Here is a 23,219-nt window from a genome sequence, read left to right as displayed (position 1 = left end):
CACGGGCGTGAGCTATGCCGGAGACATCACGCCCGAGGAGGCCTGGAAGCTGCTGAGCGACACCCCCGATGCGGTGCTCGTCGACTGTCGCACCGAGGCCGAATGGCGGTTCGTGGGCGTGGCGGATACGTCGAGCTTGGGGCGCGAGGTCGTCTACGTCGAGTGGAACCGCACCGACGGCAGTCACAACGACGGTTTCGTCGACGACCTCCTGGCAGCCGGGGTCACCCCGGGTGAGCGTCCCGTCGTCTTCCTGTGCCGCTCCGGCAACCGCTCGATCGGCGCGGCCGAAGCCGCAACCGAGGCGGGCATTGCGCCGTCCTACAACGTGCTGGACGGCTTCGAGGGCAACCTCGACGACAGCAAGCATCGCGGCGGCACCGGCTGGAAGGCCGTCGGACTTCCCTGGGTGCAGTCATGAGCCCGCAGGACCCGTCTGTTCCGTCTGTCCGGATCCCGGCCGAACTGCCCGACGGCGTCAGCCAGGACACCATCGGCGTGCGGGGCGGGCTGCTGCGGTCGGGGTTCGAGGAGACCGCCGAGGCGATGTACCTGACGTCGGGGTACGTCTACGAGACCGCGGCCGCCGCGGAGAAGGCGTTCACCGGCGAGATCGACCGCTACGTCTACTCGCGCTACGGCAACCCGACGATCTCGATGTTCGAGGAGCGGCTGCGTCTGCTGGAGGGCGCCGAGGCGTGCTTCGCGACGTCGACGGGCATGTCGGCGGTGTTCACCTCGCTGGGTGCGCTGCTCGGCGCCGGCGACCGGCTGGTCGCGGCTCGCAGCCTGTTCGGTTCGTGCTTCGTGGTCTGCAACGAGATACTGCCCCGCTGGGGAGTCGAGACCGTCTTCGTCGACGGCGAGGACCTCTCGCAGTGGGAGGAGGCGCTCTCGGTGCCGACCCAGGCGGTGTTCTTCGAGACGCCGTCGAACCCCATGCAGTCGCTGGTCGACATCGCCGCGGTGTGCGACCTCGCCCATGCCGCGGGCGCAAAGGTGGTGCTGGACAACGTCTTCGCGACGCCGATCCTGCAGCAGGGCATGCCGCTGGGCGCCGACGTGGTCGTGTACTCGGGCACCAAGCACATCGACGGTCAGGGCCGTGTGCTCGGCGGTGCGATCCTCGGTAGCAGGGAGTACATCGACGAGCCGGTGCAGAAGCTGATGCGCCACACCGGTCCCGCATTGAGCCCGTTCAACGCGTGGACTCTGCTGAAGGGTCTGGAGACGCTGTCTCTTCGTGTGCAGCACCAGAATTCGTCGGCGCATCGGATCGCCGAGTTCCTCGAAGGGCATGCATCGGTGAGCTGGGTGAAATACCCGTTCCTGGAGTCACATCCGCAGTACGACCTCGCGAAGCGGCAGATGACCGGCGGAGGCACGGTGGTCACGTTCGAGTTGAAGGGCGGCACCAAGGAGCGCGCGTTCGAGGTGCTCGACAAGCTGCAGATCGTCGACATCTCCAACAACCTCGGCGATTCCAAGTCGCTGATCACCCATCCCGCTACCACAACTCATCGCGCGATGGGGCCGGAAGGCCGTGCGGCGATCGGGCTCGGCGACGGCGTGGTGCGCATCTCGGTCGGGCTGGAAGGCACCGAGGATTTGATCGCGGACCTGGACCGGGCGCTGAGCTGAGTGTCACGCGCATCAGAGGCTAAGAAGTCGCGTCGCAAAAAGCGCCAGAGTGCCCGCGATCGGTTCTGGATTCCGGCGGATGCCCTCGAAAAGATCAAAGCCGCAGCGGAGTTCGAGGCTTTCGACTTTCGCCTGACCGAGCGCGGGTGGGTGTTCCCCGAGGACGACGACGCCGGTGTGCTGTGGATCTGGCCCGATTCGGTCGCCGATGTCGAGCGCGATGCCGGAACGGCCGACGCGACGGTCATCTTGCTGACCCCTGAGGACGACGGCGAAGTCGCGCACGTGGTCCTCGTCGGGACCGACGCCGACTACCAGTTCGGCCTCGACGAACTCTTCGATCACCTCGATGCCATCGAGGCCTACCGGATCGGCGAGCCCATCCCGGCCTTCGACTAGCTCTTCGCGGGTCCTTCGACGACGCCCTGGGCGGACCGCGCGCGGTCCTCGTAGGCTTTTCGCTTCGCGACGTCGAAGTCCAGGAACACATCGGACAGGCCCAGCTTCTTGTTCATCCAGCGGCGGCCCTTGGGCGGAAGCATCTGGGCAGCCTGGGCGGTGAACCGCAGCGGCGGCGGCACCGACACGTGCGTCTTGGGCTTCTCCAGCGTCTTGATGATCGCCGCGGCGATCTCCTCGGGCTCGACCGGCTTGATCGCGCCGCCGGACTTAGTGCCCGAGATCAGCTCGGTGTTGGTGAACGGCGGCATGATGACCGACACGTTCACGCCGTACGGCGCCATCTCGTCGGCCAGCGACGTGGACAGGCCGACGACGGCGTACTTGGCGCCGACGTAGACGACCTGACCCGGCAGTGGGATGAGACCCGACAGCGAGGCGATGTTGATGACGTGGCCGCTGCGGCGCTTGACCATGTCGGGCAGTGCCAGCTGGCAGCCGGTGAGCACGCCGTAGACGTTGACCTCGAGCGAGGACCGGATCGACTGCTCGGTCTCCTCGAGGAATGGGCCGACCGGCATCACGCCTGCGTTGTTGATCAGCACGTCGATGTGGCCGCCGCCGTCGGTGCGGGCCTTGTCGAGGAATGTCTCGAACGACGCCCGGTCGGTGACGTCGAGCGGGTAGCCCGAGACCGGTCCGAGGTTGGTCAACGAGGCGACCGACGACTCCTGCATCGCCACGTCACGGTCGCCGATCACCACGCGCGCGCCGCGCTTGAGCAGGGCCTGCGCGGTCGCGAAGCCGATGCCGCGAGCTGCTCCGGTGATGGCGATGGTCTTGCCGCGGATGTTGTCCATGCGGCGAAACTTTACACGTGTCAAGTTTTGGTGGAAAGGGGCGTGCGGAGGTTATAGGCCAGCACAGTGGCCTCCGCACGGCTCGGTGCCCCCGTATGAATCGTTGCGCCGCCACCACTGATACGGCGCCGTCTGGGGGTAGCCGGGCGGCGAGTCCTCCCAGGCCTCCTGCCGGCCGAGGGCGGTCATGTCCAGGAAGTTCCAGGTGTTGACGAACGCCTCGTCGCCCCGTGCGTCGACGAAGTACGTGCGGTAGATGCGGTTGTCGTCACCGCGGATGAACGCATTGGTGCCATGCCACTCGTCGACGCCGAAGTCGACATCGAACCAGGCCGGCGAGCCAATCATGGTGTACCACGGGATTTTCCAGCCCATCTGCTTCTGGATTCGGGCGATGTCGGACTGCGGGCCCCGCGACGTGTAGACCAGGGTGGTGTCGCGCGCGTTCAGGTGTGTGAGGTTCGGAATGTGGTCGGCCATCAGGGAACAGCCCACGCAGCCGTGTTCGGGCCAGCCATCCACCCCCGGGTCCATGAACGCCCGGTACACGATCAGTTGCTTGCGCCCGGCGAACAGGTCGAGCAGCGTGGCCGGGCCGTCCGGCCCTTCGAACCGGTACTCGCGATCAACGGGGGTCCACGGCATCCGCCTGCGCTGTGCGGCCAGCGCGTCGCGCGCCTTGGTGAACTCCTTCTCCTTGACCAGCATGTCGGCGTGGGCGGCGTGCCAGTCCTCTGCCGACACGATCCGGGGTGGCTTCACGATGAATCCATTCGTTAAACAAGTCGATTGAATATTGCCACCCCAGAACACCACGGGCCGCAGCTATAGTCAACAGAATGGTTGAAGATCCGGTGTTGGACCGCGCGTACGCCGCACTCGCGGATCCGACTCGCCGCAGGCTGCTCGAGACCCTTCGGGGCGGCGACGCGCGCATCACCGACCTGGCCGCCCCACTACCGATGACCTTCGCGGGGGTGTCCCGCCACATCGGCGTGCTGGAGTCTGCCGGCCTGGTGCGCCGGGAGGTGCGCGGCCGCGAGCACTGGCTGTCCCTCGAGCCCGACGGCCTCTCGAAGGCCCGGGCATGGATGGACGAGCAGAGCGAATTCTGGTCGGCCCGCGCCGACGCGCTGTCGGAGCGGTTGCGCAAGAAGGGCCGCGGCCGATGAGCGCCGACCCGGTGGTACGGGTGCGCCGGGTGTTGCCTGCCACGCCCGACGTGGTGTTCGACGAATGGCTGGATCCCGAGGCCCTCGCGGACTGGATGTGCCCACGCCCGTCTCGGTGCGTCGCGATCACCATCGAGGCGCATGTCGGCGGGCGGGTGCGGTTCGATGTCGACGACGGCGACAACGGACCGCTCACGCTGATCACCGGTCAGTTCCTCGACATCGACAGGCCCAATCGGCTCCGCTTCACCTGGAGTCACTCCGGTTGGTCAGATCCGAGCGCGCAGAGCATCGTCGACGTCGCGTTCGAACCGCACGGCGACGACGAGACGCTGATGTCGATCGAGCATTCGCTGCTGCCGCAGGAGGCGTTCGACGACCACGACCACGGTTGGTCGTTGACCGCCGACCAACTTCGGCATCGGCTCGCGGTGAGTAAATGACCCGGCACCGAGATGCGGGAGCCGGTGCTGCGTTAGACATGTAGGTGATGTCCGTTCCGACCGTGGGTGAGTTGCGTTTCGTGGCGGTGGGTCAAGACGATCCACTGGCCGCGCCGCTCATCGACGAACTCGCCGTCGAGTACGCCACCCGCTACGGCGGCGTGCGCGACCGGGTGCACGCCTGGCTGCGCAAATACCCGGCCGAGGAATTCGCCGCCCCCGGCGGCGCGCTCGTGGTCGGTCTTCTCGGCGACACGCCGGTGACCGGCGGCGCGTTCCGGCGATTCGACGATGCCACCGCTGAGCTCAAGCGGATCTGGACCGACAGCGGCCACCGCCGTCTCGGCTATGGGCGCGCCCTGGTGGCGCGGCTCGAAGCAGACATCGCCGCACTCGGATACCGGCGCATCTACCTGACGACGGGTGACCGCCAGCCCGAGGCCGAGGCGCTGTACCTCTCGATGGGCTACCGAAGGCTCGATGAGCCGTTGCCCGCCGAGGGCGAGGTGTACCCGTTGGCGTTCCTCAAGGAATTGCCGTGACCGCCGCCCCGCGCGTCGCCGTCGCCCTGGAGGGCTACGGCTGGCACCCGGAGTCGTGGCGCCACACCACCGACGTCGGCCCGGTCACCGGTGGGGCGTACTGGACGGCGCTCGCCGCCACCGCCGAACGCGGCCTGCTCGACTTCGTGACGTTCGACGACTCGCTCGGCCCGCAGCGCAGGCGGCGTCCCGAGATCGAGCCGCGCTGGCTGGCCGGGCGCCCCGATGCGGTCCTCCTCGCAGCGCACGTCGCAACGTCCACCCGTCACCTCGGGCTGATCCCGGTGGCCGTCGCCACCCATACCGATCCGTCCCGGCTCGCCAGAGATCTTGCGGCGTTGGACGACATCTCCGAAGGGCGAGCAGGGTGGCAGGTCAGGATCAGCAGCTCCCGCCACGAAGCGGAACTCTTCGGCCGGGAGCCCGACGAGGACCCGTTCGGCGCCGCCGCGGACACCGTCCACACCGTCCGCGAAACGGGCGGCGGCGAGATCGTCGTCGCCGCGCTGGCGCACAACCCGCACGTGTATGAATTCGCCTCTCGGAGTGCAGATCTGGTGTTCATCACACCCAAAGGCGATGAGTCGCTCGGGGCGATCCTGGCCGAGGTGGACTCGGCCGGTGGCCGCAACCTGCAGGTGTATGCGGACCTGTTCGTGAGCTTCGACGGTGTGGTCGACGACCGTTCCGACGCCGAAGTCTTCACTGGTACACCGGCCGAGCTCGCCGCGAAGATCTGCCGCTGGCAACGGCTCGGCGCGGCCGGCGTACGGCTGCGGCCGGCGGTGAACTCCGCCGACCTGCCTGTCATCGCCGACGAGGTGATCCCGATGTTGCAGCGCACGGCGGGCTTTCGCACGGAATATCGGCCCGGCGAGACACTGCGTCAGCGACTCGGATCGGAGAGGGTTCCGTGACCGTCCCCCTGTCCGTCCTCGACCTGTCACCGATTCCCGAGGGTGCCGATCCTGCGACCGCCCTTCGCAACACCGTCGACCTCGCCCAGCATGCCGAGCGGTGGGGCTACAAGCGCTTCTGGGTCGCCGAGCACCATTTCGTGTCGGTGGCCAGCTCGTCGCCCGCGGTGCTGATCGGCCAGATCGCCGCGTCCACCAACACGATCCACGTGGGTGCCGCCGCGGTACAGCTCGGACAGACCACCGCGATCGCGGTCGTCGAGAGCTTCGGGATGCTCGACGCGTTCCACCCGGGCCGCATCGATCTGGGCGTCGGGCGCTCGGGTCCGCGCCGCCGGCAGAATCCGAAGAAGGCGGGCGACAAACCGCGCACACCGAAACCCGTCCCGCCCTGGCGCGAGGTCGACGGTGTGGTCGTGCCTTCTCCGTTCGATATCACCGTGCTGATGCGCAACCCCCGCTTGAAGGCCAAGTTGTCAGTGCTCCAGCAGCCCGGCGCGGTGCCGCCGGATTTCGCCGACCAGGTGGGCGACATCCTCGCGCTCCTGGCAGGCACCTTCGACATCGACGGCGTCGATGCGCACGCCGTCCCCGGCGAGGGCGCACCGCTGACACCGTGGGTGTTCGGCAGCAGCAAGGGACAGAGCGCCCGGGTCGCCGCCGCCAACGGGCTGCCGTTCGTCGCCAGCTATCACCTCACCCCGGCGACAGCGCTCGATGCCGTCGAGGTCTACCGGGCGCAGTTCCAGCCGTCCGCCGCGCTGGCCGAGCCGTATGTCGTGGTCTCCGCCGACGTGGTGGTGGCAGCCGACAGCGTTACCGCCCAGCAGCTGGCGTCCAGCTACGGGCACTGGGTATACGCGATCCGCGCGGGCGACGGGGCCGTCCCGTATCCCGACCCCGCACGCGTGCCACCGCTGACGCCCGAGCAGGAGGAACTCGTCAAGGACCGCACCGCAACGCAATTCGTCGGTGATCCCGACGAGGTCGCCCACCGGTTGGACGCCCTGCAACGGCTCACCCGTGCCGACGAGCTCGTCGTCACGTCGGTCACGCACGACCATGCGGATCGTCTGCGCTCTCATCGGCTGCTCGCCGAACGGTGGGGCATCGCACCTTGACGGACAACGCGCACAGTCGGTTTCACGTCGGAATTCAGATCCCGGCCGGGGCCGATTTCCGCTCGGCGCGTGAGCTGACCCGCACCGCCGAGCGTGGCCTCCTCGATTTCGTCCTCTCGGAAAACGTCACCGTCCTGGCCGCACTGGTCGCCGCCACCGAGCGGATCGGCCTCGTGGCGGCCGTCGAGGACACCGGCGGCAGCGCCCCGTTCGAGGTGGCACGCCGGCTCGCCACCCTGGACCACCTGTCCGATGGGAGGGCCGGTTGGACCGCCGACGGGGCCGAGGAGTTCGTCACCGTCGTCACCAAGTTCTGGGACACCTGGGCACCCGGTGCCGTCCTCGCCGACCGAGACACGGGCCGCTACATCGATCCCGACCGTGTCCGCGCCGTCGACCACCGCGGGCCGCAGCTCGCCGTGCGCGGTGTCGCGGCGCTCCCGGAGCACCCGCGGGGATATCCCGTTCTCGTGGAGGGTTTTTCACGGCGAACCGACGACACCTGCCGGTTCGTGCTCGCGGCGGACGAACTTGGGACGTTCGTCGACGCCGAGGTACCACGGCTGCAGGAGCGCGGAACATTCCGCACCGAGTACACCGGGCACACGCTGCGCGAGCACCTGGGCCTATAGGCTTGGCCATGTGTCGCAGGCGACCGTGGGCTGGCTGTTGCTGGCCGCTGCGGCACTGACATTCGTCTTCGGCGGGGTGTCCCGCCTGTTCGTCGGCCGCAGGCGCGACACCAAAGTGGTGCGCGGCATCGTGCACACCTTCCGCCGCACCGGCGTCGCCCGCGTCCTGTTCGGCCGCTTCGAAGGTGACGTGCTCGACGACGACGAACTCGACGCGATGATCCTGATGCCGTCGATCGTCCTCGCCTGCGGCCTCGCGCTGACCGCGATCTTCCTGCTCGGCTACCAGACGCTAACCTGACGCGGCATCACGCGCCTTGATTGCGGCGTCCCGCACCGGTCCCCGCCACACCGGACCGTGACCGGGCAGCAGCACCTCGGCGTCGAGCATCCCCAGCGCTTCCAGGCTGCGCGTGCACGCAGCTTCGTCGTGGTTGAACACCGACGGCAGCAGCTGCGGGCCCGGACGCGGGGCCACCGGGTGATCGGTCACCAGCGCGTCACCGCTGACGAGCACACCGTCCACCAGATAGGAGCAGTGCCCGCCCGTGTGGCCCGGCGTCGGGACCACCCGGGGCGCGCCCGGCAGCCCGGCGGCGATGTCTGCGGTCAGCGACTCCGTCGTGGGAATCCCCGCATGCGTCAGTGCGCCCTTGCGCATGATCGACACCGACCACTTCAGCCACTTCGGCTGCCAGGCGTGCGCTGCCACCGCGACTGGCGAAGCCTGCTCGAGGTACTCGCGTTTGGAGTGCCCGACCTCGTCGGCGTGGCAGTAGACGGGCGTGCCGTGTTCGGCGGCGAACCAGATGGCGGTCCCGAAATGGTCGATGTGGGCGTGCGTCAACAGGATTGCGCGCAAATCGTCGGCGCCGAAGCCCAGACCGCGAAGTGAACTCAGGACATCGTCGCGGTGGCCGGGAAACCCCGCGTCGATCAGGAGGACTCCGTCACCGTCGGCGACCAGCGTCCAGTTCACCAGGTCGGTCTGCGCGAAGTGGACGCGATCGGTGACGGCCGTGACAACGGGAGCCATGGGGCGAGTGTAGAAACATAACTATGGCTGAACTGAAACTGGGCTATAAGGCGTCGGCGGAGCAGTTCGCGCCCCGCGAACTCGTCGAACTCGCCGTCTCCGCCGAGGAGCACGGCATGGACAGCGCCACCGTCAGCGACCACTTCCAGCCCTGGCGGCACGAAGGCGGGCACGCGCCGTTCTCGCTGGCCTGGATGACCGCCGTCGGTGAGCGCACCAAGCGCCTGCAGCTGGGCACCTCGGTGCTCACCCCGACCTTCCGCTACAACCCTGCCGTCATCGCGCAGGCATTCGCGACGATGGGCTGCCTGTACCCCGACCGCATCTTCCTCGGCGTCGGCACCGGCGAAGCCCTCAATGAGATCGCCACCGGTTACGAGGGCGAATGGCCGGAGTTCAAGGAGCGCTACGCGAGGCTGCGCGAGTCGGTGCGGTTGATGCGTGAGCTCTGGCTCGGCGATCGCGTCGACTTCGAAGGCGAGTACTACAAGACCAAGGGCGCCTCGATCTACGACGTGCCCGAGGGGGGCATCCCGATCTACATCGCTGCCGGCGGCCCCCAGGTCGCCAAGTATGCGGGCCGCGCCGGGGACGGGTTCATCTGCACCTCCGGCAAGGGCGAAGAGCTCTACAAGGAGAAGCTGATCCCGGCGATGCGCGAAGGCGCCGAGGCGGCGGGCAAGAACCCCGACGACGTGGACCGGATGATCGAGATAAAGATCTCCTACGACACCGATCCCGAACTGGCGCTGGAGAACACGCGCTTCTGGGCGCCGCTGTCGCTGACGGCCGAGCAGAAGCACTCCATCGACGACCCGCTGGAGATGGAGAAGGCCGCCGACGAGCTGCCCATCGAGCAGGTCGCCAAGCGCTGGATCGTCGCGTCCGATCCCGATGAGGCGGTCGCCAAGGTCGCCGACTACGTGGGTTACGGACTGAACCACCTCGTCTTCCACGCCCCCGGCCACGACCAGCGCCGCTTCCTGGAGCTGTTCCAGCGCGACTTGGAACCGAGGCTGCGCAAGCTCGGCTGACGACCACACCGCGAGATGATCCGACTGCTCGCGACGCTGCTGGGCCTGGGCGCCCTTGCGGTCGCGATGGCGGGACTTGTTGTCCGCTACCTGCCCATCTCGGGGCATCCGACTCTGATCCTGGCGGCGGCTGCGCCCTACCTGACAGTCGCCGCGCCCGCGGCAGTGCTGTTGTTCGGGCTGGGCAGACGGTTTGTTCTCACGCTGGTGGCGTTCGCCGTCACCGTGGCACTGCTCTGGGTCTACGTGCCGCGCTACCCGGTCTTCGGCGCTGCGGCCCCATCCCAGACGCCGTCGGTGGATGTCCGGGTGCTGACCGCGAATCTGGGTATGGGCCAAGCGGATCCGGCGGCCTTGGTGACGCTGGCCGGTAACAGTGCCGACGTGGTCGCCGTCCAGGAGATGACACAGGAGGCCGCCGACGGCCTGTCGGCCGCCGGGATGGACACCGTCTTCCCGCACCGGGTGATCGTCCCCGCGCCGATGGCGTCGGGGATCGGTATCTGGAGCCGCCACCCCATCGTGCACTCCGGGCGCATCGACGGGTATGCGATGCCGATGATCGGCACCCGCATCAGGATCCCCGGCGTGCGCGTGGACACCACGGTGCTGTCGGTGCACCTCGCCGCACCGTGGCCGATGCCGATCGGTGCGTGGCGCTCCGACATCACACTGTTCCCGGACACTCTGCGCGAGATCGGCCGCACCGCGGGCGCCGGCGCGGTGATCGTCGCCGGCGACTTCAACGCCACCTACGAGATGGCACCGTTTCGCGAACTCCTCGACACCGGCTACGGCGACGCGGGTGTCGACGCCCGCGCCGGGCTCACCAGGTCCTATCCGGGCCGGGGGCAGCGGCCTCCGCTGATCGGCATCGACCACATCCTGACCAAGAACTCGACGGCGTCGACAGCGCAGACCGTCGTGGTGCCGGGCGCCGACCACCGGGGCCTGCTGGCCACGGTGAGGGTGCCGGTCGACATGACCGCCAGCTAGCCCCGCCCCGTAGGCTTGTCCCGTGCCTGATGCTGCCGACACAGCCATCTCCGCCATCTACATCGCGTCGCCGGAAGGCGACACCGGGAAGTCGACCATTGCGCTGGGCATCCTGCACCGGCTCGCTGCGACCGTCGCCCGGGTAGGGGTGTTTCGCCCCATCACCCGCGGCGACGGGGAGCAACAGGACTACATCCTGGAGCTGCTGCTCGAACACACGACGGCCGGCCTTCCCTACGACGACTGCGTCGGAGTCACCTATCACGAGCTGCACGAAGATCCCGAAGCCGCGCTGGGCGAGATCGTCGACCGTTTTCACCGGGTCGCCGACCAGTGTGACGCCGTGCTGGTCGTCGGCAGCGACTACACCGATGTCGCGGCGCCCAGCGAACTGTCGGTCAACGCCCGCATCGCCGCCAACCTCGGGGCGCCGGTGGTGCTCGCGGTCAAGGCCAAGGACCGCACCCCGGAACAGGTCGCGCAGGTGGTCGCGGTCTGCATGGACGAGATTGCCGCGCAGCACGCCCACACCGCGGCGGTGGTGGCCAACCGTTGCGATCCCGCCCAGCTCGGCGCGGTCTGCGAGGCGCTGACGAAGATCGAGCCGCACAGCTACGTGCTACCGGAGGAACCGCTTCTGGTGGCGCCGTCGGTCGCCGAGCTGCAGGCCGCGGTCGAGGGCACGGTGGTGCAGGGAGATCCCGCGCTGCTCAACCGGGAGGTGCTCGACGTCCTGGTCGCCGGTATGACGGCAGAGCACGTCCTCGAACGGCTCTCCGAAGGTGTCGCGGTCGTCACCCCCGGTGACCGCTCCGACGTCGTCCTGGCAGTGCTCAGTGCCCACGCTGCAGAGGGCTTTCCGTCGCTGTCCGGTGTGATCCTCAACGGTGGACTGACGCTGCATCCCGCGATCGCCTCGCTGGTGTCGGGCCTCGGGCAGCGGTTGCCGATCATCGAGACGCGGTTCGGCACCTTCGAGACCGCGAGCCGGGTGGCCGCGACACGCGGTCGGGTGACCTCGACATCTGACCGCAAGATCGACACCGCGCTGACACTGATGGACACCCACGTCGACACTGCGGATCTGTTGGCGCAGTTGGCTATTCCGATCCCGTCCGTGGTGACCCCGCAGATGTTCACCTACCAGCTGCTCGACCAGGCGCGTGCCGACCGCAAGCGCATCGTGCTGCCCGAAGGTAACGACGACCGCATCCTCAAGGCGGCGGGCCGGCTGCTGCAGCGCTCGGTCGCCGACCTGACGATCCTGGGCGACGAGGCGCAGGTCCGGGCGCGCGCCGCCGAGCTCGGCCTCGACCTGTCGGCCGCTGCTGTGCTCGACCCGCAGACCAGCGAGCTCTGCGACCAGTTCGCCGAGCAGTACGCGAAGCTGCGTGCGCACAAGGGTGTGACCGTGGAGCAGGCCCGCGAGATCATCCACGACGTCTCGTATTTCGGCACCATGCTGGTGCACAACGACATGGTGGACGGCATGGTCTCGGGAGCCCGGCACACCACTGCGCACACCGTTCGGCCCGCCTTCGAGATCATCAAGACGATTCCGGATGTTTCGACGGTGTCGAGCATCTTCCTGATGTGCCTGGCGCACGAAGTGCTGGCCTACGGCGACTGCGCCATCGTGCCCGATCCGACGGCTGAGCAATTGGCCGACATCGCGATCTCGTCGGCCCGCACCGCCGCCCGGTTTGGAATCGACCCCAGGGTCGCGATGCTGTCGTATTCGACGGGCACCTCCGGCACCGGCGCCGACGTCGACAAGGTCAGGGCGGCAACAGAATTGGTGCGCTCCCGCGAGCCGGATCTCCTTGTCGAGGGTCCGATCCAGTACGACGCCGCGGTGGAGCCGTCCGTCGCCGCGACGAAGATGCCCGACTCCAAGGTGGCGGGCCACGCGACCGTGCTCATCTTCCCGGATCTCAACACCGGCAACAACACCTACAAAGCCGTGCAGCGCAGCGCGGGCGCCATTGCGATCGGGCCGGTGCTGCAGGGGCTGAACAAGCCGGTCAACGACCTGTCCAGGGGCGCGCTGGTGGAAGACATCGTCAACACCGTGGCCATCACCGCCATCCAGGCTCAGGGGACACCGCGATGACGCGTTCGGTGCTGGTGCTCAACTCGGGCTCATCCTCGGTGAAATATGCTGTGGTGCAGCCAGATTCCGGTGAGCTGGTCGCCGACGGCATCGTAGAGCGGATCGGCGACACGGCTGGAGACGACGGGCACGGCGTGGCCGATCATGCCGCGGCGATGCAGGTCGTGTTCGAGTCGCTGGCCTCCGACGGGCATCGGCTCGAAGACCTGGGTTTGGTCGCCGTCGGACACCGGGTGGTGCACGGGGGGCCCGACCTGTATCGCCCGACCGTCGTCGACGATGCGACGATCGCCCGCCTCCGGGAACTGTCACCCCTTGCGCCACTGCACAATCCGCCGGCGATCCAGGGCATCGAGGTGGCACGCGAGGCGCTACCCGACCTGCCGCACGTCGCGGTCTTCGACACGGCGTTCTTCCACGACCTCCCGCCCGCGGCGGCGACCTACGCCATCGATGCCGAGGTGGCCGACGCGTGGCACATCCGCCGCTACGGATTCCACGGCACCTCGCACCAGTACGTCAGCGAGCAGGCGGCCCACTTCCTCGGCGCACCGCTGGAATCCCTGAGTCAGATCGTCCTGCATCTCGGCAACGGGGCGTCGGCGTCGGCCATCGTCGGCGGCAGACCCGTGGAGACCTCGATGGGTCTCACCCCGATGGAGGGCCTGGTGATGGGAACCCGCTCCGGCGACGTCGACCCCGGCCTGATCTTCTACCTGTGGCGCGAAGCGGGGCTGAGCGTGGAGGACATCGAGTCGATGCTGAACCGGCGCTCGGGTGTCCGCGGCCTCGGCGGCGAGATCGACTTCAGAGAATTGCACCGCAGGATCGAGTCAGGGGACGCCGCAGCACGATTGGCCTACGACGTGTACATCCACCGGCTGCGCAAGTACATCGGCGCCTACCTGGCGGTGCTCGGTACAGCTGACGTCATCACGTTCACCGCCGGGGTGGGGGAGAACGATGCGGCGGTGCGCCGCGACGCGCTCTCGGGCCTCGCGGCCTTCGGCATCGAACTCGACGAACACCTCAACGAAAGCCCGGGCAGGGCTGCTCGCCGCATCTCGCCCGACGGCGTTCCGACGACCGTGCTAGTTGTTCCCACCAACGAGGAGCTTGCGATTGCTCGGGCGTGCGCGGGAGTACTTGGCTGACGGCTCGGCGACAGGTAGTTCCCGCATCGGGTCGCACACCTTCAGCAGCCGGCGGACGTGCGTACCGGTGAGAAGCGACCAGCGGACACCGCGGCGCGCGCAGACGACGTTGATGTTGGACAGTGCGGCAAAGCCCGAAGCGGCGAAGAACTCGACCGTCTGCAGATCCAGGATGAGCTTTCTGGAGGCGCCGAGGCGCTTCTCGATGTAGCTTGCGAGCGCCGCGCTGTTGGTCGCGTCGATCTCACCGTGGATCGTCACGAGCACGGTCGACGGCGGGAGTTCGCACGCCGAGAACGTCGCGCGATGATGCTCTTCGCGCAGGTCGAACGATGTCGGATCGGGGCGGAACACCCGCTGGGTACCGGACGCGGGTAAGTGTTCGAACAGGGACACGTACGGGCCTCCCTTGGCAGAGAGATGAGCCGAAACTGTGGTTCGTATCGCGGGTGAGGTCAGGGGATCGGCTCTAGATGCTCAAAGCTGCGCCGATGACGTCACCGTATGTGGTGGAGTCACATTACTACGGAATCCGCGGCATGACCATACGTTGTTCCGAATCCCCTTCATGTGCTTTCACCTGCAGCTTTGGGCACAACCGGCGGTCGGGTGGTTGAACCACCTCGGGGCGCGAACGTCAATTTTGACGAACTAGCAACGGAATTCGTCGTTGCTGCTCGACAAAAGATTAAACCTGTAATGTTTCGCGCGAGGAGAGGATCACGGATGGCGGGTGTGCTCGAGGGGAAGATCGCGATCGTCACGGGAACCAGCAGGGGTGTGGGTGTCGGCATCGCCCACGAACTCCTGCGCGCGGGAGCCACGGTCGTGGGCTGTTCGCGTTCGGCGCTCGCCGCCATTCCGGGGACCGAATCGCATCCGGACTGGCAGCAGCGTTCCACGCAGCTGGTGTGCGACCAGGGCGACTATAACGCCATCGACTCGTTGGTCACCCGGGTCGCGGAAACGTATGGGCGAGTGGACATCCTGGTCAACAATGCCGGCGGCACGGTCCCGACGCCGCACGTCGAGGACGTGCCCGCGCTGGTCTCCCGCATCCAGGGGGCGCCGGCGTCCGACGACGACCTCGAGCGCACGATGCTGTTCCACGCGTTCGCCATTCAGATGAACCTGATCAGCCCGATGTGGTTCGCGGTCCGCGCCTACCGGCAGATGCAGACCCAGGACGGCACCGGCTGCATCGTCAACGTCTCCAGCGGCGCGGGTCACCCGGCCGGCTCTCCGACGCTGGTGTCGTACGGGGCGGCCAAGGCCGGCCTGAACCATCTGACCCGCTCGCTGGCCGAGGAATGGGGGCCACGCGTCCGGGTCAACTGCGTCGCGCTCGGGCCCACCATCACCGAGAACTTCCGCTCGTTCGTGCTGCCCAAGGACGACCCCACCGGCGCAACGTATTTCGACGCCATACCTCTCAAGCGCGGCGGCGAACCGGCCGAGGTGGGCCGCACTTGCGTGTTCCTCGCCTCGGGGCAGGCGGACTTCATCAACGGCACCACGATCGAGATCGACGGCGGGATGATGCCCGGCGTGCTCTACGAATCGGGTCTCAAGACCATCACCGACCTGCTGTGAGGAGTGATCACTGATGCGCAGGGTCATCCAGTTCTCCACCGGCAATGTCGGAATCCACGCACTGCGCACCCTCATCGAACGTCCGGACCTCGAGCTGGTCGGCGTGCATGCGAACAGCCGGGACAAGATCGGGCGCGACGCCGCCGAACTGTGCGGGCTGAGCGACCCGGTGGGCGTCACCGCGACCGACGACATCGACGCACTGCTGTCGCTCGACGCCGACTGCGTGGTCTACACCTCGCAGGCCGAGACGCGCCCGATGGAGGCGCTCGCGGAGATCGGCCGCTTCCTGCGCGCCGGTGTCAACGTCGTCGGCACGTCGTTCGTGTGGATGGTGGCGCCCGAGCAGGCTGACGACTGGCTCCGCCGACCCCTCGAAGAGGCGTGCCGGCAGGGTGATTCGACGCTGTACATCAACGGCATCGACCCCGGCTTCTCCGGTGACACGCTCGTGTACACCGCGCTGAGCCTGGCGGCCAGGGCCACCGCGGTGACGGTGCAGGAGATCTTCGACTACGGCACTTACGACGACGCGGAGTTCACCGGTGTGAGCTTCGGTTTCGGCGCGGGGCCAGACCATACGCCCATCTTGTTCAGCCCCGGAGTGCTCGCCTCGATGTGGGGCGCGCAGGTGCGCAGCCTCGCCGCCGACCTCGGCGTCGAACTCGACGAGGTCCGCGAACGGCACGAGAAATGGGTGACCCCGCAGCCCATCGACTGCACGATGATGCGTGTCGAACCGGGCCACGTCGCCGCCGTGAAGTTCGGAGTTGAAGGGCTGTCAGGCGGGTATGTCGTGATCACGATGGAACACGTCAACAGGCTCACCCCTGCCGCGGCCCCGGACTGGCCGTTCCCGCCGGACGGCCACCCCGGCGTGCACCGGGTGATCGTCGACGGCAGTCCCGGTATCGAGATCAACACTCACGTCGGCACGTCCGGCATCGACCACAACCAGGGTGGGGTGATCGCGACCGCGGCACGGGCCGTCAACGCCATCGAAGCGGTGTGCACAGCGCGGCCCGGTGTCCTCGCCGCGCACGACCTCCGCGGGTCCGACCTCCTGCGTGGCGTGATGTGGTAGCCGGGGGCTGTGACCATGACCGCGCCGCGCCGACCGCCCACCGGGGCGCAGCCCCGCGCGCAGCGCACCCGCACCGCCGTCATCGATGAGACGGTCCGCTGCATCATCGACGACGGCTTCGCGCCGCCCAGCGTGCGGCGCATCACCGACCGTGCGGGAGTGACCTGGGGCGTGGTGCAGTACCACTTCGGCGATCTCGACGGGTTGCTGATGGCAGTGGTCGACACGGGTTTCGGCGAGCTGCTCGCGACGCTGCATTCTTTGGAGTCCGAGACCGCGCGGCTCGACCGGCGCGAACGGGTCGCATTCCTCGTCAACGCTGTGTGGCAGGCATTTTCGAGCCCGACCTCGCGCGCCGCCATCGAGATCCTGATCTCGACCCGCGGCGCCCGCACCCACGCGGTGAACGCCCACCTGGCAGACCTGATGGCCCAGCTCACCGCGCTCGGCCGTCAGCTCGGCGAGGGGCTCTCCGCTCCACACGCCACCCGAGTCGGCACCCTGATCTGGAACACGTTGCGCGGCATCGTCGCCGCGCAGATGATGTGGCACGAACCGATGGACAGCTCGCGCGACCTGCAGACGCTCATCGACGTCGTCGGTGCCTACATCGAGGTCAGAACGTAGACATCGGGCGCACACTGTTGGCCAGGTCGACCAGGGCGTAGCGGTGCGCCTGGGTGGGTGCGACCCGCGCGAGGCTGCGCAGCGACGCCTCCACGCCGAGCTGCAGCCCGTGCTCGGTGAACGGGAAACCGAGGATGTGGTTGGTGCTGGCGGTGTTGTCGGCCAGCCAGTCCATCGCGGTGCCCAGCACCAGCGCGCGAATCTGCAGCACGCGCGGCTCGGTGTCAGGTAGCGCCTCGACCCGCCTGGCGGCATTGCGGATGTGCTGCTCGGTGATCTCGCTGGTCGACCTCCCCGACAGCAGGGTCACCGCGCTCGTCAGCCGCGCCGTCGTGAAATGTCGTGACGTGGCGGGTACTTCGTCGAGTGTGCGGACCGCGTCATCGCGGTCCCCCTCGGCGGACTGGGTCCTGGCGAGTCCGAAGCCCGCGGAGATGACGCCGCGATCGGTCGACCACACCGTGTCGTAGAACTTGTGCCGGTCCGAGTTGCCCGCGAGCTCGGCGGTCGCGGCGAGCGCGATCTTGGGGGCCAGCTCGCCGGGCAGTGTGTCCAGCACCTCGGTGAAATGCTTTGTCGCCGAGTCGTAGTCCGCCGTCAGCAGCTCTGAGACGGCGCGGAACCAGACGAGACGCCAGCGCCAGCCGACCCGCTCGGCGAGGTCCTCCAGTTTCCGGGTGGCCTTGGCGACATCGCCGAGGTCGAGCAGCGCCCGCACCTCCATCAGCGGCAGCTCCACCGACTCGCTCAGATCGATACCCTCGGAGTCCAACGCCCCGTGCCGGGCCGCGCGTAGCGAATCCAACGTCTGCACAGGGTGACTCAGCAATGTGGCCGACAGCACGGTCGCGCCGACGTCGGTCGGGTCCACCAGCGGAACCTGCAGCGCCTTAACGATCTCCTGTGCGGTCAACTTCTCCGAGTGCACCTGACCGTCGAGGTAGACGTCGGTGTGGGCGACGAGCAGGTCGACCCCGAACGTGGACCGGGACGGACTGAACGTCGTGGACAGGCCCGGCCGGGGTACGCCGGTGTCCTTGGCGACCACTTCGCGTAGCACACCCATCAGCTGACTCGACATTTCCTCGGCACTCTGGAAGCGCCTGCGCGGGTCGGGGTCGATGGCGCGCCGCAGCAGCCTGGCGAACGAGTCGTACTCGGTGAGCACCGGATTGTCTTCGGGCAGTCCGTCGACATAGCGGCCCCGCTTGGTGGGCAGACGCATGGTCAGTGCCGCCAGCGTCCGGCCGACGGTGTAGATGTCGGTGGCCACCGTCGGTCCGGTGCGCACGATCTCGGGGGCCTGATACCCCGGTGTCCCATACAGATAGCCGAACGAGTTGATCCGCGACACGGCGCCGAGGTCGATGATCTTGAGCTGATCCTCGGTGACCATGATGTTCTCGGGCTTGAGGTCGTTGTAGACGAGCCCCAACGAGTGCAGATAGCCCATGGCGGGCAGGATTTCGAGCATGAAGCCGATGGCCTCGGCGGTCGGCAGCCGGATCTGCGCATGGTGCTTGAGCAGCGTGGCCTGCTTGAGCGAGGTGCCTCCGACGTACTCCATCACGATGTAGCCGACGGGGTTGCCGTGCTTGTCCTCGTGCTCGACGAAGTTGTAGATCTTGACGATGCCGGGGTGGGTCACCTCGGCCAGGAACTGGCGCTCGGCCATCGCGATGGCCTGCGCCTCGGCATCGCCGGAATGCACCAGGCCCTTGAGGACGACGGGCCGGTCGTTGACATTCTTGTCGAACGCCAGGTACACCCACCCGAGACCGCCGTGGGCGATGCAGCCCTTGATCTCGTACTGATCGGCGACGATGTCACCGACATTGAGTTGCGGCAGAAAGGAATACGCGCTGCCGCAGTGCGGGCACCAGCCCTCCGACTGGGCCCGCCCGTCCTTGCTTGAGCGGCCCACCGGCCTGCCGCAGTTCCAGCAGAACCGTTTCGATTCGGCGACGACGGGGTCGGTCATCAACGCGGCCAACGGATCTCGCGCGGGCACCCGGGGAATCTCGACCAGTCCGCCGCCGAGCCTGCGCGTCGGGGACATGTGCCGCGTGATCGCCGTCGTGTTGTCCTGAGGCTCGGTGTCGCCGCTGTGCAGCAGCGCGTCGCTGTCCTCGTCGTCGTCATCGAAGAAGTTGGGCCGGTATACCGCCTGGGTGGCCATCGGGCGCATCGTCGACATCGTGTCGTCGGACAGGTCGGCGAGTTCCGCGAAGCCCGCGGGCTGGGTACCCGGGCCCTCGTCGTGGTCCCGATCGTTCTTCATGGCTTCAGTCATCAGTCCGAATACCTCGCCGCCGGCGGGGCGGGCGCGGGGCCCAGCACCGTCAACCACTTGCGGTACAGGGTGTTCCAGGTGCCGTCTGCCCGGATGCGTTGCAGCGTGCCGTTGACGAAGCGGACGAGCCCGGTGTTCTGCTTGTTGACTCCGATGCCGTAGGGCTCCTCATTCATCGACGGGCCGACGATCTGCAGATACGGATCCTGCGACACCAGGCCCGCGAGGATCGAGTCATCGGTGCTGACCGCGTCGACCTGCCGCTGCTGTAGCGCGACCAGGCAGTCGGCCCAGGTGACGACACCGACGATCAGCGGCGGCGGGGTGATCTGCTGGATGCGTTCCAGCGAGGTGGTGCCCTTGGCGACGCACACCCGCTTCCCCGAGAGATCCCGCGACTGGGAGATGTTGGAGTCGCGCGGGGCGAGGATGCGCTGGTTGGCGGTCAGATACGCGGTCGAGAAGTTCACCCGCTCCTTACGCTCGCAGGTGATCGTCATGGTCTTGACGACGACATCGACCTGGTTGGTCTCCAGCGCTTCGATGCGGTCCGCCGAGGACAGGATGCGGTACTCCACCTGCGACGGCGTGCCGAAGATGTCGCGGGCGATCTCGCCGGCGATGTCGACGTCGAAACCCGTGATCTCACCGGTGATCGGGTCCCGGAAGCTGAACAGGTTGCTGCCGATGTCGAGACCGACGATCAGCCTGCCCCGGGCCTTGATGTTGGCGACCGCGGCCTCCGCCTCGGCCTCGGTGTCGAACGGCCGCAGACTGGCCCGGGGATCGCAGTCGTCGTCGGCCGCCGTGGGCGGGCGCGCCGACTCCGGCGGCAGTTCCTCGAGCCCGGCCGGCGTCGGCGGCGCCAGCGTGACGCCGGGATTGGGCACCGCAGGTGCGGCCTGCGAGCACCCGCTCAGCACCGCAACCGCCGCGATCAACGCGCCCCATCTCCTCATCAGCGGTACTCGCTCAATCTCGGCCAGATCCCCAACGCCACCGCGATCGCCGCAGCCACCGACAACAGCGCGGCGCCGACCGTCGCGCCGGACAGCACCCGGCGGGCGTTGACGATGTCGTTGCGCAACTGGGTCCGGCTCTGCTCGATCCCCTTCGTCAGTGCCTCGTCCAGCTTGTCGAACGCCGGCGTCGCGTCGTCCTCGCCGGTGCCCAGCGCCACCTGCGTCGCAGCCTGGTAGTTGCCGACCGCGATGTAGGCCGTGATCCGGTCGTCGGCGGCGCGCCAGCGGTCGAGCAGCTGCCCCGCGTTCGTCAGGTCGGTCTTGTCGATGGAGTCGTCGCGCTCGACGTAGCGCGCGAGCTGCTGCTTCATCTCGTCGATGCGCTGGTAGTAGGACTGCTTGCGCACGTCCTCGTCGCCGCGACGGATCAGCGACAGCGTCTCGTCGGCGCGGGCCTGCTGCGCCGTGATCGCCAACGTCGTCACCGTCTTGAGCGATTCGGCGGCCGTCTCCTTGGCGCTGCGGCTGTCGGTCGTCGAGATGATCAGCGCGGTGCCCACCCACATCAGCATGATCAGCACGGCGAGGCCGCCCGCCACGAAACCGATGTTGACCCGCCGCCGCGTCCGCTTGGCCAGCCAGCGGTTGGCGAACACCCCGAACAGCAGCGTGGCGGTGACCACGAGGATCACCGGTGTCGGAATGCGCGTCGATGCGGTCGTCTCGGCGTCGACGCGCGCCGACGTCTCCTCGTAGAGGCGCGCCGCATCGGGCAGGATCTGCTGCTGCATGAGCGCCGACGCTTCCGACAGGTAGGACGAGCCGACCGGATTGCCTGCCCGATTGTTCGTCCTCGCGGTCTCGACCAGGCCGGTGTAGACGGCCAGTCGCGCATTGATGCGGCCGAGCAGCTGAACCAGAGGCTCTTCGGTCAGGCCGCTCGATGCTCGCGTCACCGCGACGGAGGCATCCGTGATGGCCTGCTCGTAGCGTTGACGCACCGCGCGGGGCTCCGCACCGGCGATGAACGCGGTGGCCGCGGCGGCGTCGGCCACCGACAGCGTCGTATAGAGCTGGCCCGCGGCGAACGCGAGCGGCTCGGTGTGGTTGAGCACGGTCGTCAGTGCCTGCTGGCGGTCGTCGATAGTCGTCGACGTCGCGAACGCGCTGGCGATCACGAGCGCGGCGAGCACCATTCCGATGCTGAGGATTCGGCCGGGTGTGGTCCAGAGGAACCACCATCGCGGATGCGACGGAGTGGTCGGTGACCGCGACGCAAGAGGTTCGGTCGACGGGTGCGCCAACTCCACAGTCACGTCTACGCGGACCTCATCCCGGTCTCGATCTCTTCGACGGTCGTTGATGAACTATATAAAAGAATTCTAAGAGCAACCCGCGCGACGCGTGCGAATTCAGGTGCCACGAATTCGCGACGGTTTCGTATCCTGAACGCGTGCGCGGGGACGGTGACGGCTGGGTTGTCTCGGCGACAGGCGCTGCGTTCTGGGGCAGGCATGGTGCGGCAGGCCTTCTGCTGCGGGCTCCCGGGCCCGACGGATCGGCCGCTGTCCTGCTCCAACACCGTGCGCCGTGGAGCCATCAGGGCGGAACGTGGGGGTTGCCCGGCGGCGCCCGCGACAGCCACGAGACCGCCGAGCAGGCCGCCGTGCGTGAAGCCCACGAGGAGGCGGGCCTGCCGCCCGATCAGCTGACCGTGCGCACCACCGTCGTGACCGCCGAGAACTCCGGATGGACCTACACGACCGTCATCGCCGACGCCGAGGCGCAACTCGAGACCGTGCCCAACCGGGAGAGCGCCGAGCTTCGCTGGGTCGCCGAGGACGAAGTGGCCGACCTCCCACTGCACCCCGGATTCGCCGCCAGTTGGGACCGGCTGCGCGAGGTCACGGCCTCGCTGCCACTCAACCGGCAGATCTGAGCATTCCTGCCAACTGCTCGGCCGCGGCCTTCGGATCCTCTGCCGCCGTGATCGCCCGTACCACCACGGCCCGGCGTGCCCCTGCCTCGATGACCTCGGGCAGCCTTTCGGCATCGATTCCGCCGATCGCGAACCACGGCTTGTCGGAGCCGAGAGCGGCGGCCCTGCGAACCAGGTCGAGACCGGGGGCCGGCCTCCCCGGCTTGGTCGGCGTCGGCCAGCACGGGCCGACACAGAAGTAGTCGACGTCCTCGGCCACCGCGGCCTCGACCTGCGCGATGTCGTGGGTGGACCGGCCGATGACGCGCCTCCCCACGATGTCGCGGGCCACCGTCAGCGGTAGGTCGTCCTGGCCCAGGTGAAGCACATCGGCCTGCGACGCCAGCGCGATGTCGGCGCGGTCGTTGACGGCCATCAGCGCGCCGTGCCGATGTGCGGCGTCCGACAGCACCGCCAGCGCCTCCAGTTCCTGGAGGGCCTCCAGCGGTCCGAACCGTTTCTCCCCGGGCGACCCCTTGTCCCGCAACTGAATGATGTCGACGCCCCCTGCCAGCGCGGCGTCGGCGAATTCAGCCAGGTCGCCGCGTTCCCGGCGGGCATCGGTACACAGGTACAGACGGGGTGCAAACACACTCGAACGCTAGCGTCGCCGCCACGTAGG

General features: G+C 68.0%; 25 protein-coding genes and 1 pseudogene. 18 read left to right on the top strand and 8 right to left on the bottom strand.

The genetic code is table 11. From position 1 onward, the window contains the following. Positions 1–7: 7 nt before the first annotated feature. The 3 genes from ACAG24_RS11195 to ACAG24_RS11185 are packed head-to-tail and all read left to right on the top strand — an operon-like array spanning position 8 to position 2,040. Entirely contained in the window at positions 8–421 is a 414-nt protein-coding gene (locus tag ACAG24_RS11195) for a rhodanese-like domain-containing protein (RefSeq protein WP_370473136.1), read from the top strand. Continuing rightward, positions 418–1,641, top strand: coding sequence for an O-succinylhomoserine sulfhydrylase (locus ACAG24_RS11190; RefSeq protein ID WP_370473135.1), 1,224 nt, complete (start codon positions 418–420; stop codon positions 1,639–1,641). The genes ACAG24_RS11195 and ACAG24_RS11190 overlap by 4 nt, the downstream gene beginning before the upstream one ends. Next, positions 1,642–2,040 carry a hypothetical protein gene (locus ACAG24_RS11185; RefSeq protein WP_370473134.1) on the top strand — a complete coding sequence of 133 codons (399 nt, stop codon included), beginning with the start codon at positions 1,642–1,644 and terminating at the stop codon, positions 2,038–2,040. Here ACAG24_RS11185 and ACAG24_RS11180 read toward each other — a convergent pair. Both ACAG24_RS11180 and ACAG24_RS11175 read right to left on the bottom strand, forming a co-directional pair. Further along, a complete protein-coding gene (locus ACAG24_RS11180; RefSeq protein WP_370473133.1) occupies positions 2,037–2,900 on the bottom strand; it encodes an SDR family oxidoreductase in 864 nt (287 codons plus the stop codon). The genes ACAG24_RS11185 and ACAG24_RS11180 overlap by 4 nt on opposite strands. A 51-nt stretch (positions 2,901–2,951) precedes the next feature. After that, positions 2,952–3,662: a DUF899 domain-containing protein gene (locus ACAG24_RS11175; protein ID WP_370473132.1), complete on the bottom strand. Its 711-nt coding sequence runs from the start codon at positions 3,660–3,662 to the stop codon at positions 2,952–2,954. A 77-nt stretch (positions 3,663–3,739) separates the two neighbouring features. Between ACAG24_RS11175 and ACAG24_RS11170 the strand changes: the two genes are divergently transcribed. The 7 genes and pseudogenes from ACAG24_RS11170 to ACAG24_RS11140 all read left to right on the top strand — a co-directional run bounded on the left by ACAG24_RS11170 (position 3,740) and on the right by ACAG24_RS11140 (position 8,028). After that, on the top strand, positions 3,740–4,072 hold the full coding sequence (locus ACAG24_RS11170; protein WP_370473131.1) for an ArsR/SmtB family transcription factor: 333 nt from the start codon (positions 3,740–3,742) through the stop codon (positions 4,070–4,072). After that, entirely contained in the window at positions 4,069–4,515 is a 447-nt protein-coding gene (locus tag ACAG24_RS11165) for an SRPBCC family protein (protein ID WP_370473130.1), read from the top strand. The genes ACAG24_RS11170 and ACAG24_RS11165 overlap by 4 nt, the downstream gene beginning before the upstream one ends. Before the next feature lie 47 nt (positions 4,516–4,562). After that, on the top strand, positions 4,563–5,057 hold the full coding sequence (locus tag ACAG24_RS11160) for a GNAT family N-acetyltransferase (RefSeq protein WP_370473129.1): 495 nt from the start codon (positions 4,563–4,565) through the stop codon (positions 5,055–5,057). Beyond that, complete coding sequence (locus ACAG24_RS11155; protein WP_370473128.1) at positions 5,054–5,974, top strand: LLM class flavin-dependent oxidoreductase; 921 nt, start codon at positions 5,054–5,056, stop codon at positions 5,972–5,974. Before ACAG24_RS11160 ends, ACAG24_RS11155 begins: the two co-directional genes overlap by 4 nt. Next, positions 5,971–7,095: an LLM class flavin-dependent oxidoreductase gene (locus ACAG24_RS11150; RefSeq protein WP_370473127.1), complete on the top strand. Its 1,125-nt coding sequence runs from the start codon at positions 5,971–5,973 to the stop codon at positions 7,093–7,095. The genes ACAG24_RS11155 and ACAG24_RS11150 overlap by 4 nt, the downstream gene beginning before the upstream one ends. After that, positions 7,092–7,571 (top strand): annotated as a pseudogene (locus ACAG24_RS11145) (LLM class flavin-dependent oxidoreductase); the annotation flags it as partial. The gene ACAG24_RS11150 and the pseudogene ACAG24_RS11145, both read left to right, overlap by 4 nt. Before the next feature lie 166 nt (positions 7,572–7,737). Then, a complete protein-coding gene (locus ACAG24_RS11140; RefSeq protein WP_370473125.1) occupies positions 7,738–8,028 on the top strand; it encodes a hypothetical protein in 291 nt (96 codons plus the stop codon). On the opposite strand, the gene ACAG24_RS11135 is transcribed toward ACAG24_RS11140, so the two are convergent. Further along, positions 8,020–8,763 carry an MBL fold metallo-hydrolase gene (locus ACAG24_RS11135; protein WP_370473124.1) on the bottom strand — a complete coding sequence of 248 codons (744 nt, stop codon included), beginning with the start codon at positions 8,761–8,763 and terminating at the stop codon, positions 8,020–8,022. The genes ACAG24_RS11140 and ACAG24_RS11135 overlap by 9 nt on opposite strands. Before the next feature lie 23 nt (positions 8,764–8,786). Here ACAG24_RS11135 and fgd point away from each other — a divergent pair, with 23 nt between their 5' ends. From fgd to ACAG24_RS11115, 4 genes are read left to right on the top strand one after another with little or no spacing between them, the layout of a single operon-like run. Beyond that, entirely contained in the window at positions 8,787–9,797 is a 1,011-nt protein-coding gene (gene fgd / locus ACAG24_RS11130; protein ID WP_370473123.1) for a glucose-6-phosphate dehydrogenase (coenzyme-F420), read from the top strand. Between the two features lie 15 nt (positions 9,798–9,812). Further along, entirely contained in the window at positions 9,813–10,793 is a 981-nt protein-coding gene (locus tag ACAG24_RS11125) for an endonuclease/exonuclease/phosphatase family protein (protein ID WP_370473122.1), read from the top strand. 22 nt (positions 10,794–10,815) lie between these two features. Next, positions 10,816–12,906 (top strand): phosphate acetyltransferase, encoded by a 2,091-nt coding sequence (gene pta / locus ACAG24_RS11120; protein ID WP_445206184.1) that lies wholly within the window; start codon positions 10,816–10,818, stop codon positions 12,904–12,906. Further along, entirely contained in the window at positions 12,903–14,060 is a 1,158-nt protein-coding gene (locus tag ACAG24_RS11115; RefSeq protein ID WP_370473121.1) for an acetate kinase, read from the top strand. The genes pta and ACAG24_RS11115 overlap by 4 nt, the downstream gene beginning before the upstream one ends. Here the strand turns inward: ACAG24_RS11115 and ACAG24_RS11110 are convergent. Continuing rightward, positions 13,998–14,456, bottom strand: coding sequence for an STAS domain-containing protein (locus ACAG24_RS11110; RefSeq protein WP_370473120.1), 459 nt, complete (start codon positions 14,454–14,456; stop codon positions 13,998–14,000). The two genes, ACAG24_RS11115 and ACAG24_RS11110, sit on opposite strands and share 63 nt — an antisense overlap. Positions 14,457–14,786: 330 nt before the next feature. On the opposite strand from ACAG24_RS11110, the gene ACAG24_RS11105 reads away from it, so the two are divergent. Genes ACAG24_RS11105 through ACAG24_RS11095 form a run of 3 tightly spaced genes read left to right on the top strand, consistent with a single transcriptional unit; the run spans position 14,787 to position 17,364 of the window. Next, positions 14,787–15,653, top strand: a complete 867-nt coding sequence (locus ACAG24_RS11105; RefSeq protein WP_370473119.1) for an SDR family NAD(P)-dependent oxidoreductase — start codon at positions 14,787–14,789, stop codon at positions 15,651–15,653. Between the two features lie 13 nt (positions 15,654–15,666). After that, positions 15,667–16,737, top strand: a complete 1,071-nt coding sequence (locus ACAG24_RS11100; RefSeq protein WP_370473118.1) for an NAD(P)H-dependent amine dehydrogenase family protein — start codon at positions 15,667–15,669, stop codon at positions 16,735–16,737. 15 nt (positions 16,738–16,752) lie between these two features. Further along, positions 16,753–17,364: a TetR/AcrR family transcriptional regulator gene (locus tag ACAG24_RS11095; protein WP_370473117.1), complete on the top strand. Its 612-nt coding sequence runs from the start codon at positions 16,753–16,755 to the stop codon at positions 17,362–17,364. On the opposite strand, the gene ACAG24_RS11090 is transcribed toward ACAG24_RS11095, so the two are convergent. The 3 genes from ACAG24_RS11090 to glnX are packed head-to-tail and all read right to left on the bottom strand — an operon-like array spanning position 17,354 to position 21,935. After that, positions 17,354–19,657, bottom strand: coding sequence for a tetratricopeptide repeat protein (locus tag ACAG24_RS11090; RefSeq protein WP_445206183.1), 2,304 nt, complete (start codon positions 19,655–19,657; stop codon positions 17,354–17,356). The two genes, ACAG24_RS11095 and ACAG24_RS11090, sit on opposite strands and share 11 nt — an antisense overlap. Next, complete coding sequence (locus ACAG24_RS11085; protein ID WP_370473116.1) at positions 19,657–20,616, bottom strand: glutamate ABC transporter substrate-binding protein; 960 nt, start codon at positions 20,614–20,616, stop codon at positions 19,657–19,659. The genes ACAG24_RS11090 and ACAG24_RS11085 overlap by 1 nt, the downstream gene beginning before the upstream one ends. After that, a complete protein-coding gene (gene glnX, locus ACAG24_RS11080) occupies positions 20,616–21,935 on the bottom strand; it encodes a protein kinase G-activating protein GlnX (RefSeq protein WP_370473115.1) in 1,320 nt (439 codons plus the stop codon). The genes ACAG24_RS11085 and glnX overlap by 1 nt, the downstream gene beginning before the upstream one ends. A gap of 137 nt (positions 21,936–22,072) precedes the next feature. Here glnX and ACAG24_RS11075 point away from each other — a divergent pair, with 137 nt between their 5' ends. Further along, positions 22,073–22,558 (top strand): NUDIX hydrolase, encoded by a 486-nt coding sequence (locus tag ACAG24_RS11075; protein WP_370473114.1) that lies wholly within the window; start codon positions 22,073–22,075, stop codon positions 22,556–22,558. On the opposite strand, the gene thiE is transcribed toward ACAG24_RS11075, so the two are convergent. Next, the gene (thiE, locus tag ACAG24_RS11070) at positions 22,542–23,189 is read right to left on the bottom strand and encodes a thiamine phosphate synthase (protein ID WP_370473113.1); all 648 of its coding nucleotides are present in this window, start codon (positions 23,187–23,189) and stop codon (positions 22,542–22,544) included. The two genes, ACAG24_RS11075 and thiE, sit on opposite strands and share 17 nt — an antisense overlap. Positions 23,190–23,219: the final 30 nt, after the last annotated feature.

Source organism: Mycobacterium bulgaricum, from assembly GCF_041287165.2.
Classification (GTDB): domain Bacteria; phylum Actinomycetota; class Actinomycetes; order Mycobacteriales; family Mycobacteriaceae; genus Mycobacterium; species Mycobacterium bulgaricum.
This window is presented reverse-complemented; position numbering and strand designations above follow the sequence as displayed.

Coding starts and splice junctions, on each gene's coding strand:
- ACAG24_RS11090 (WP_445206183.1), bottom strand. CDS start 19,657: ATGACTGAAGCCATGAAGAACGATCGGGACCACGACGAGGGCCCGGGT.
- ACAG24_RS11115 (WP_370473121.1), top strand. CDS start 12,903: ATGACGCGTTCGGTGCTGGTGCTCAACTCGGGCTCATCCTCGGTGAAA.
- ACAG24_RS11170 (WP_370473131.1), top strand. CDS start 3,740: ATGGTTGAAGATCCGGTGTTGGACCGCGCGTACGCCGCACTCGCGGAT.
- ACAG24_RS11160 (WP_370473129.1), top strand. CDS start 4,563: ATGTCCGTTCCGACCGTGGGTGAGTTGCGTTTCGTGGCGGTGGGTCAA.
- ACAG24_RS11105 (WP_370473119.1), top strand. CDS start 14,787: ATGGCGGGTGTGCTCGAGGGGAAGATCGCGATCGTCACGGGAACCAGC.
- ACAG24_RS11095 (WP_370473117.1), top strand. CDS start 16,753: ATGACCGCGCCGCGCCGACCGCCCACCGGGGCGCAGCCCCGCGCGCAG.
- ACAG24_RS11135 (WP_370473124.1), bottom strand. CDS start 8,763: ATGGCTCCCGTTGTCACGGCCGTCACCGATCGCGTCCACTTCGCGCAG.
- ACAG24_RS11100 (WP_370473118.1), top strand. CDS start 15,667: ATGCGCAGGGTCATCCAGTTCTCCACCGGCAATGTCGGAATCCACGCA.
- ACAG24_RS11180 (WP_370473133.1), bottom strand. CDS start 2,900: ATGGACAACATCCGCGGCAAGACCATCGCCATCACCGGAGCAGCTCGC.
- ACAG24_RS11085 (WP_370473116.1), bottom strand. CDS start 20,616: ATGAGGAGATGGGGCGCGTTGATCGCGGCGGTTGCGGTGCTGAGCGGG.
- ACAG24_RS11190 (WP_370473135.1), top strand. CDS start 418: ATGAGCCCGCAGGACCCGTCTGTTCCGTCTGTCCGGATCCCGGCCGAA.
- ACAG24_RS11165 (WP_370473130.1), top strand. CDS start 4,069: ATGAGCGCCGACCCGGTGGTACGGGTGCGCCGGGTGTTGCCTGCCACG.
- ACAG24_RS11125 (WP_370473122.1), top strand. CDS start 9,813: ATGATCCGACTGCTCGCGACGCTGCTGGGCCTGGGCGCCCTTGCGGTC.
- fgd (WP_370473123.1), top strand. CDS start 8,787: ATGGCTGAACTGAAACTGGGCTATAAGGCGTCGGCGGAGCAGTTCGCG.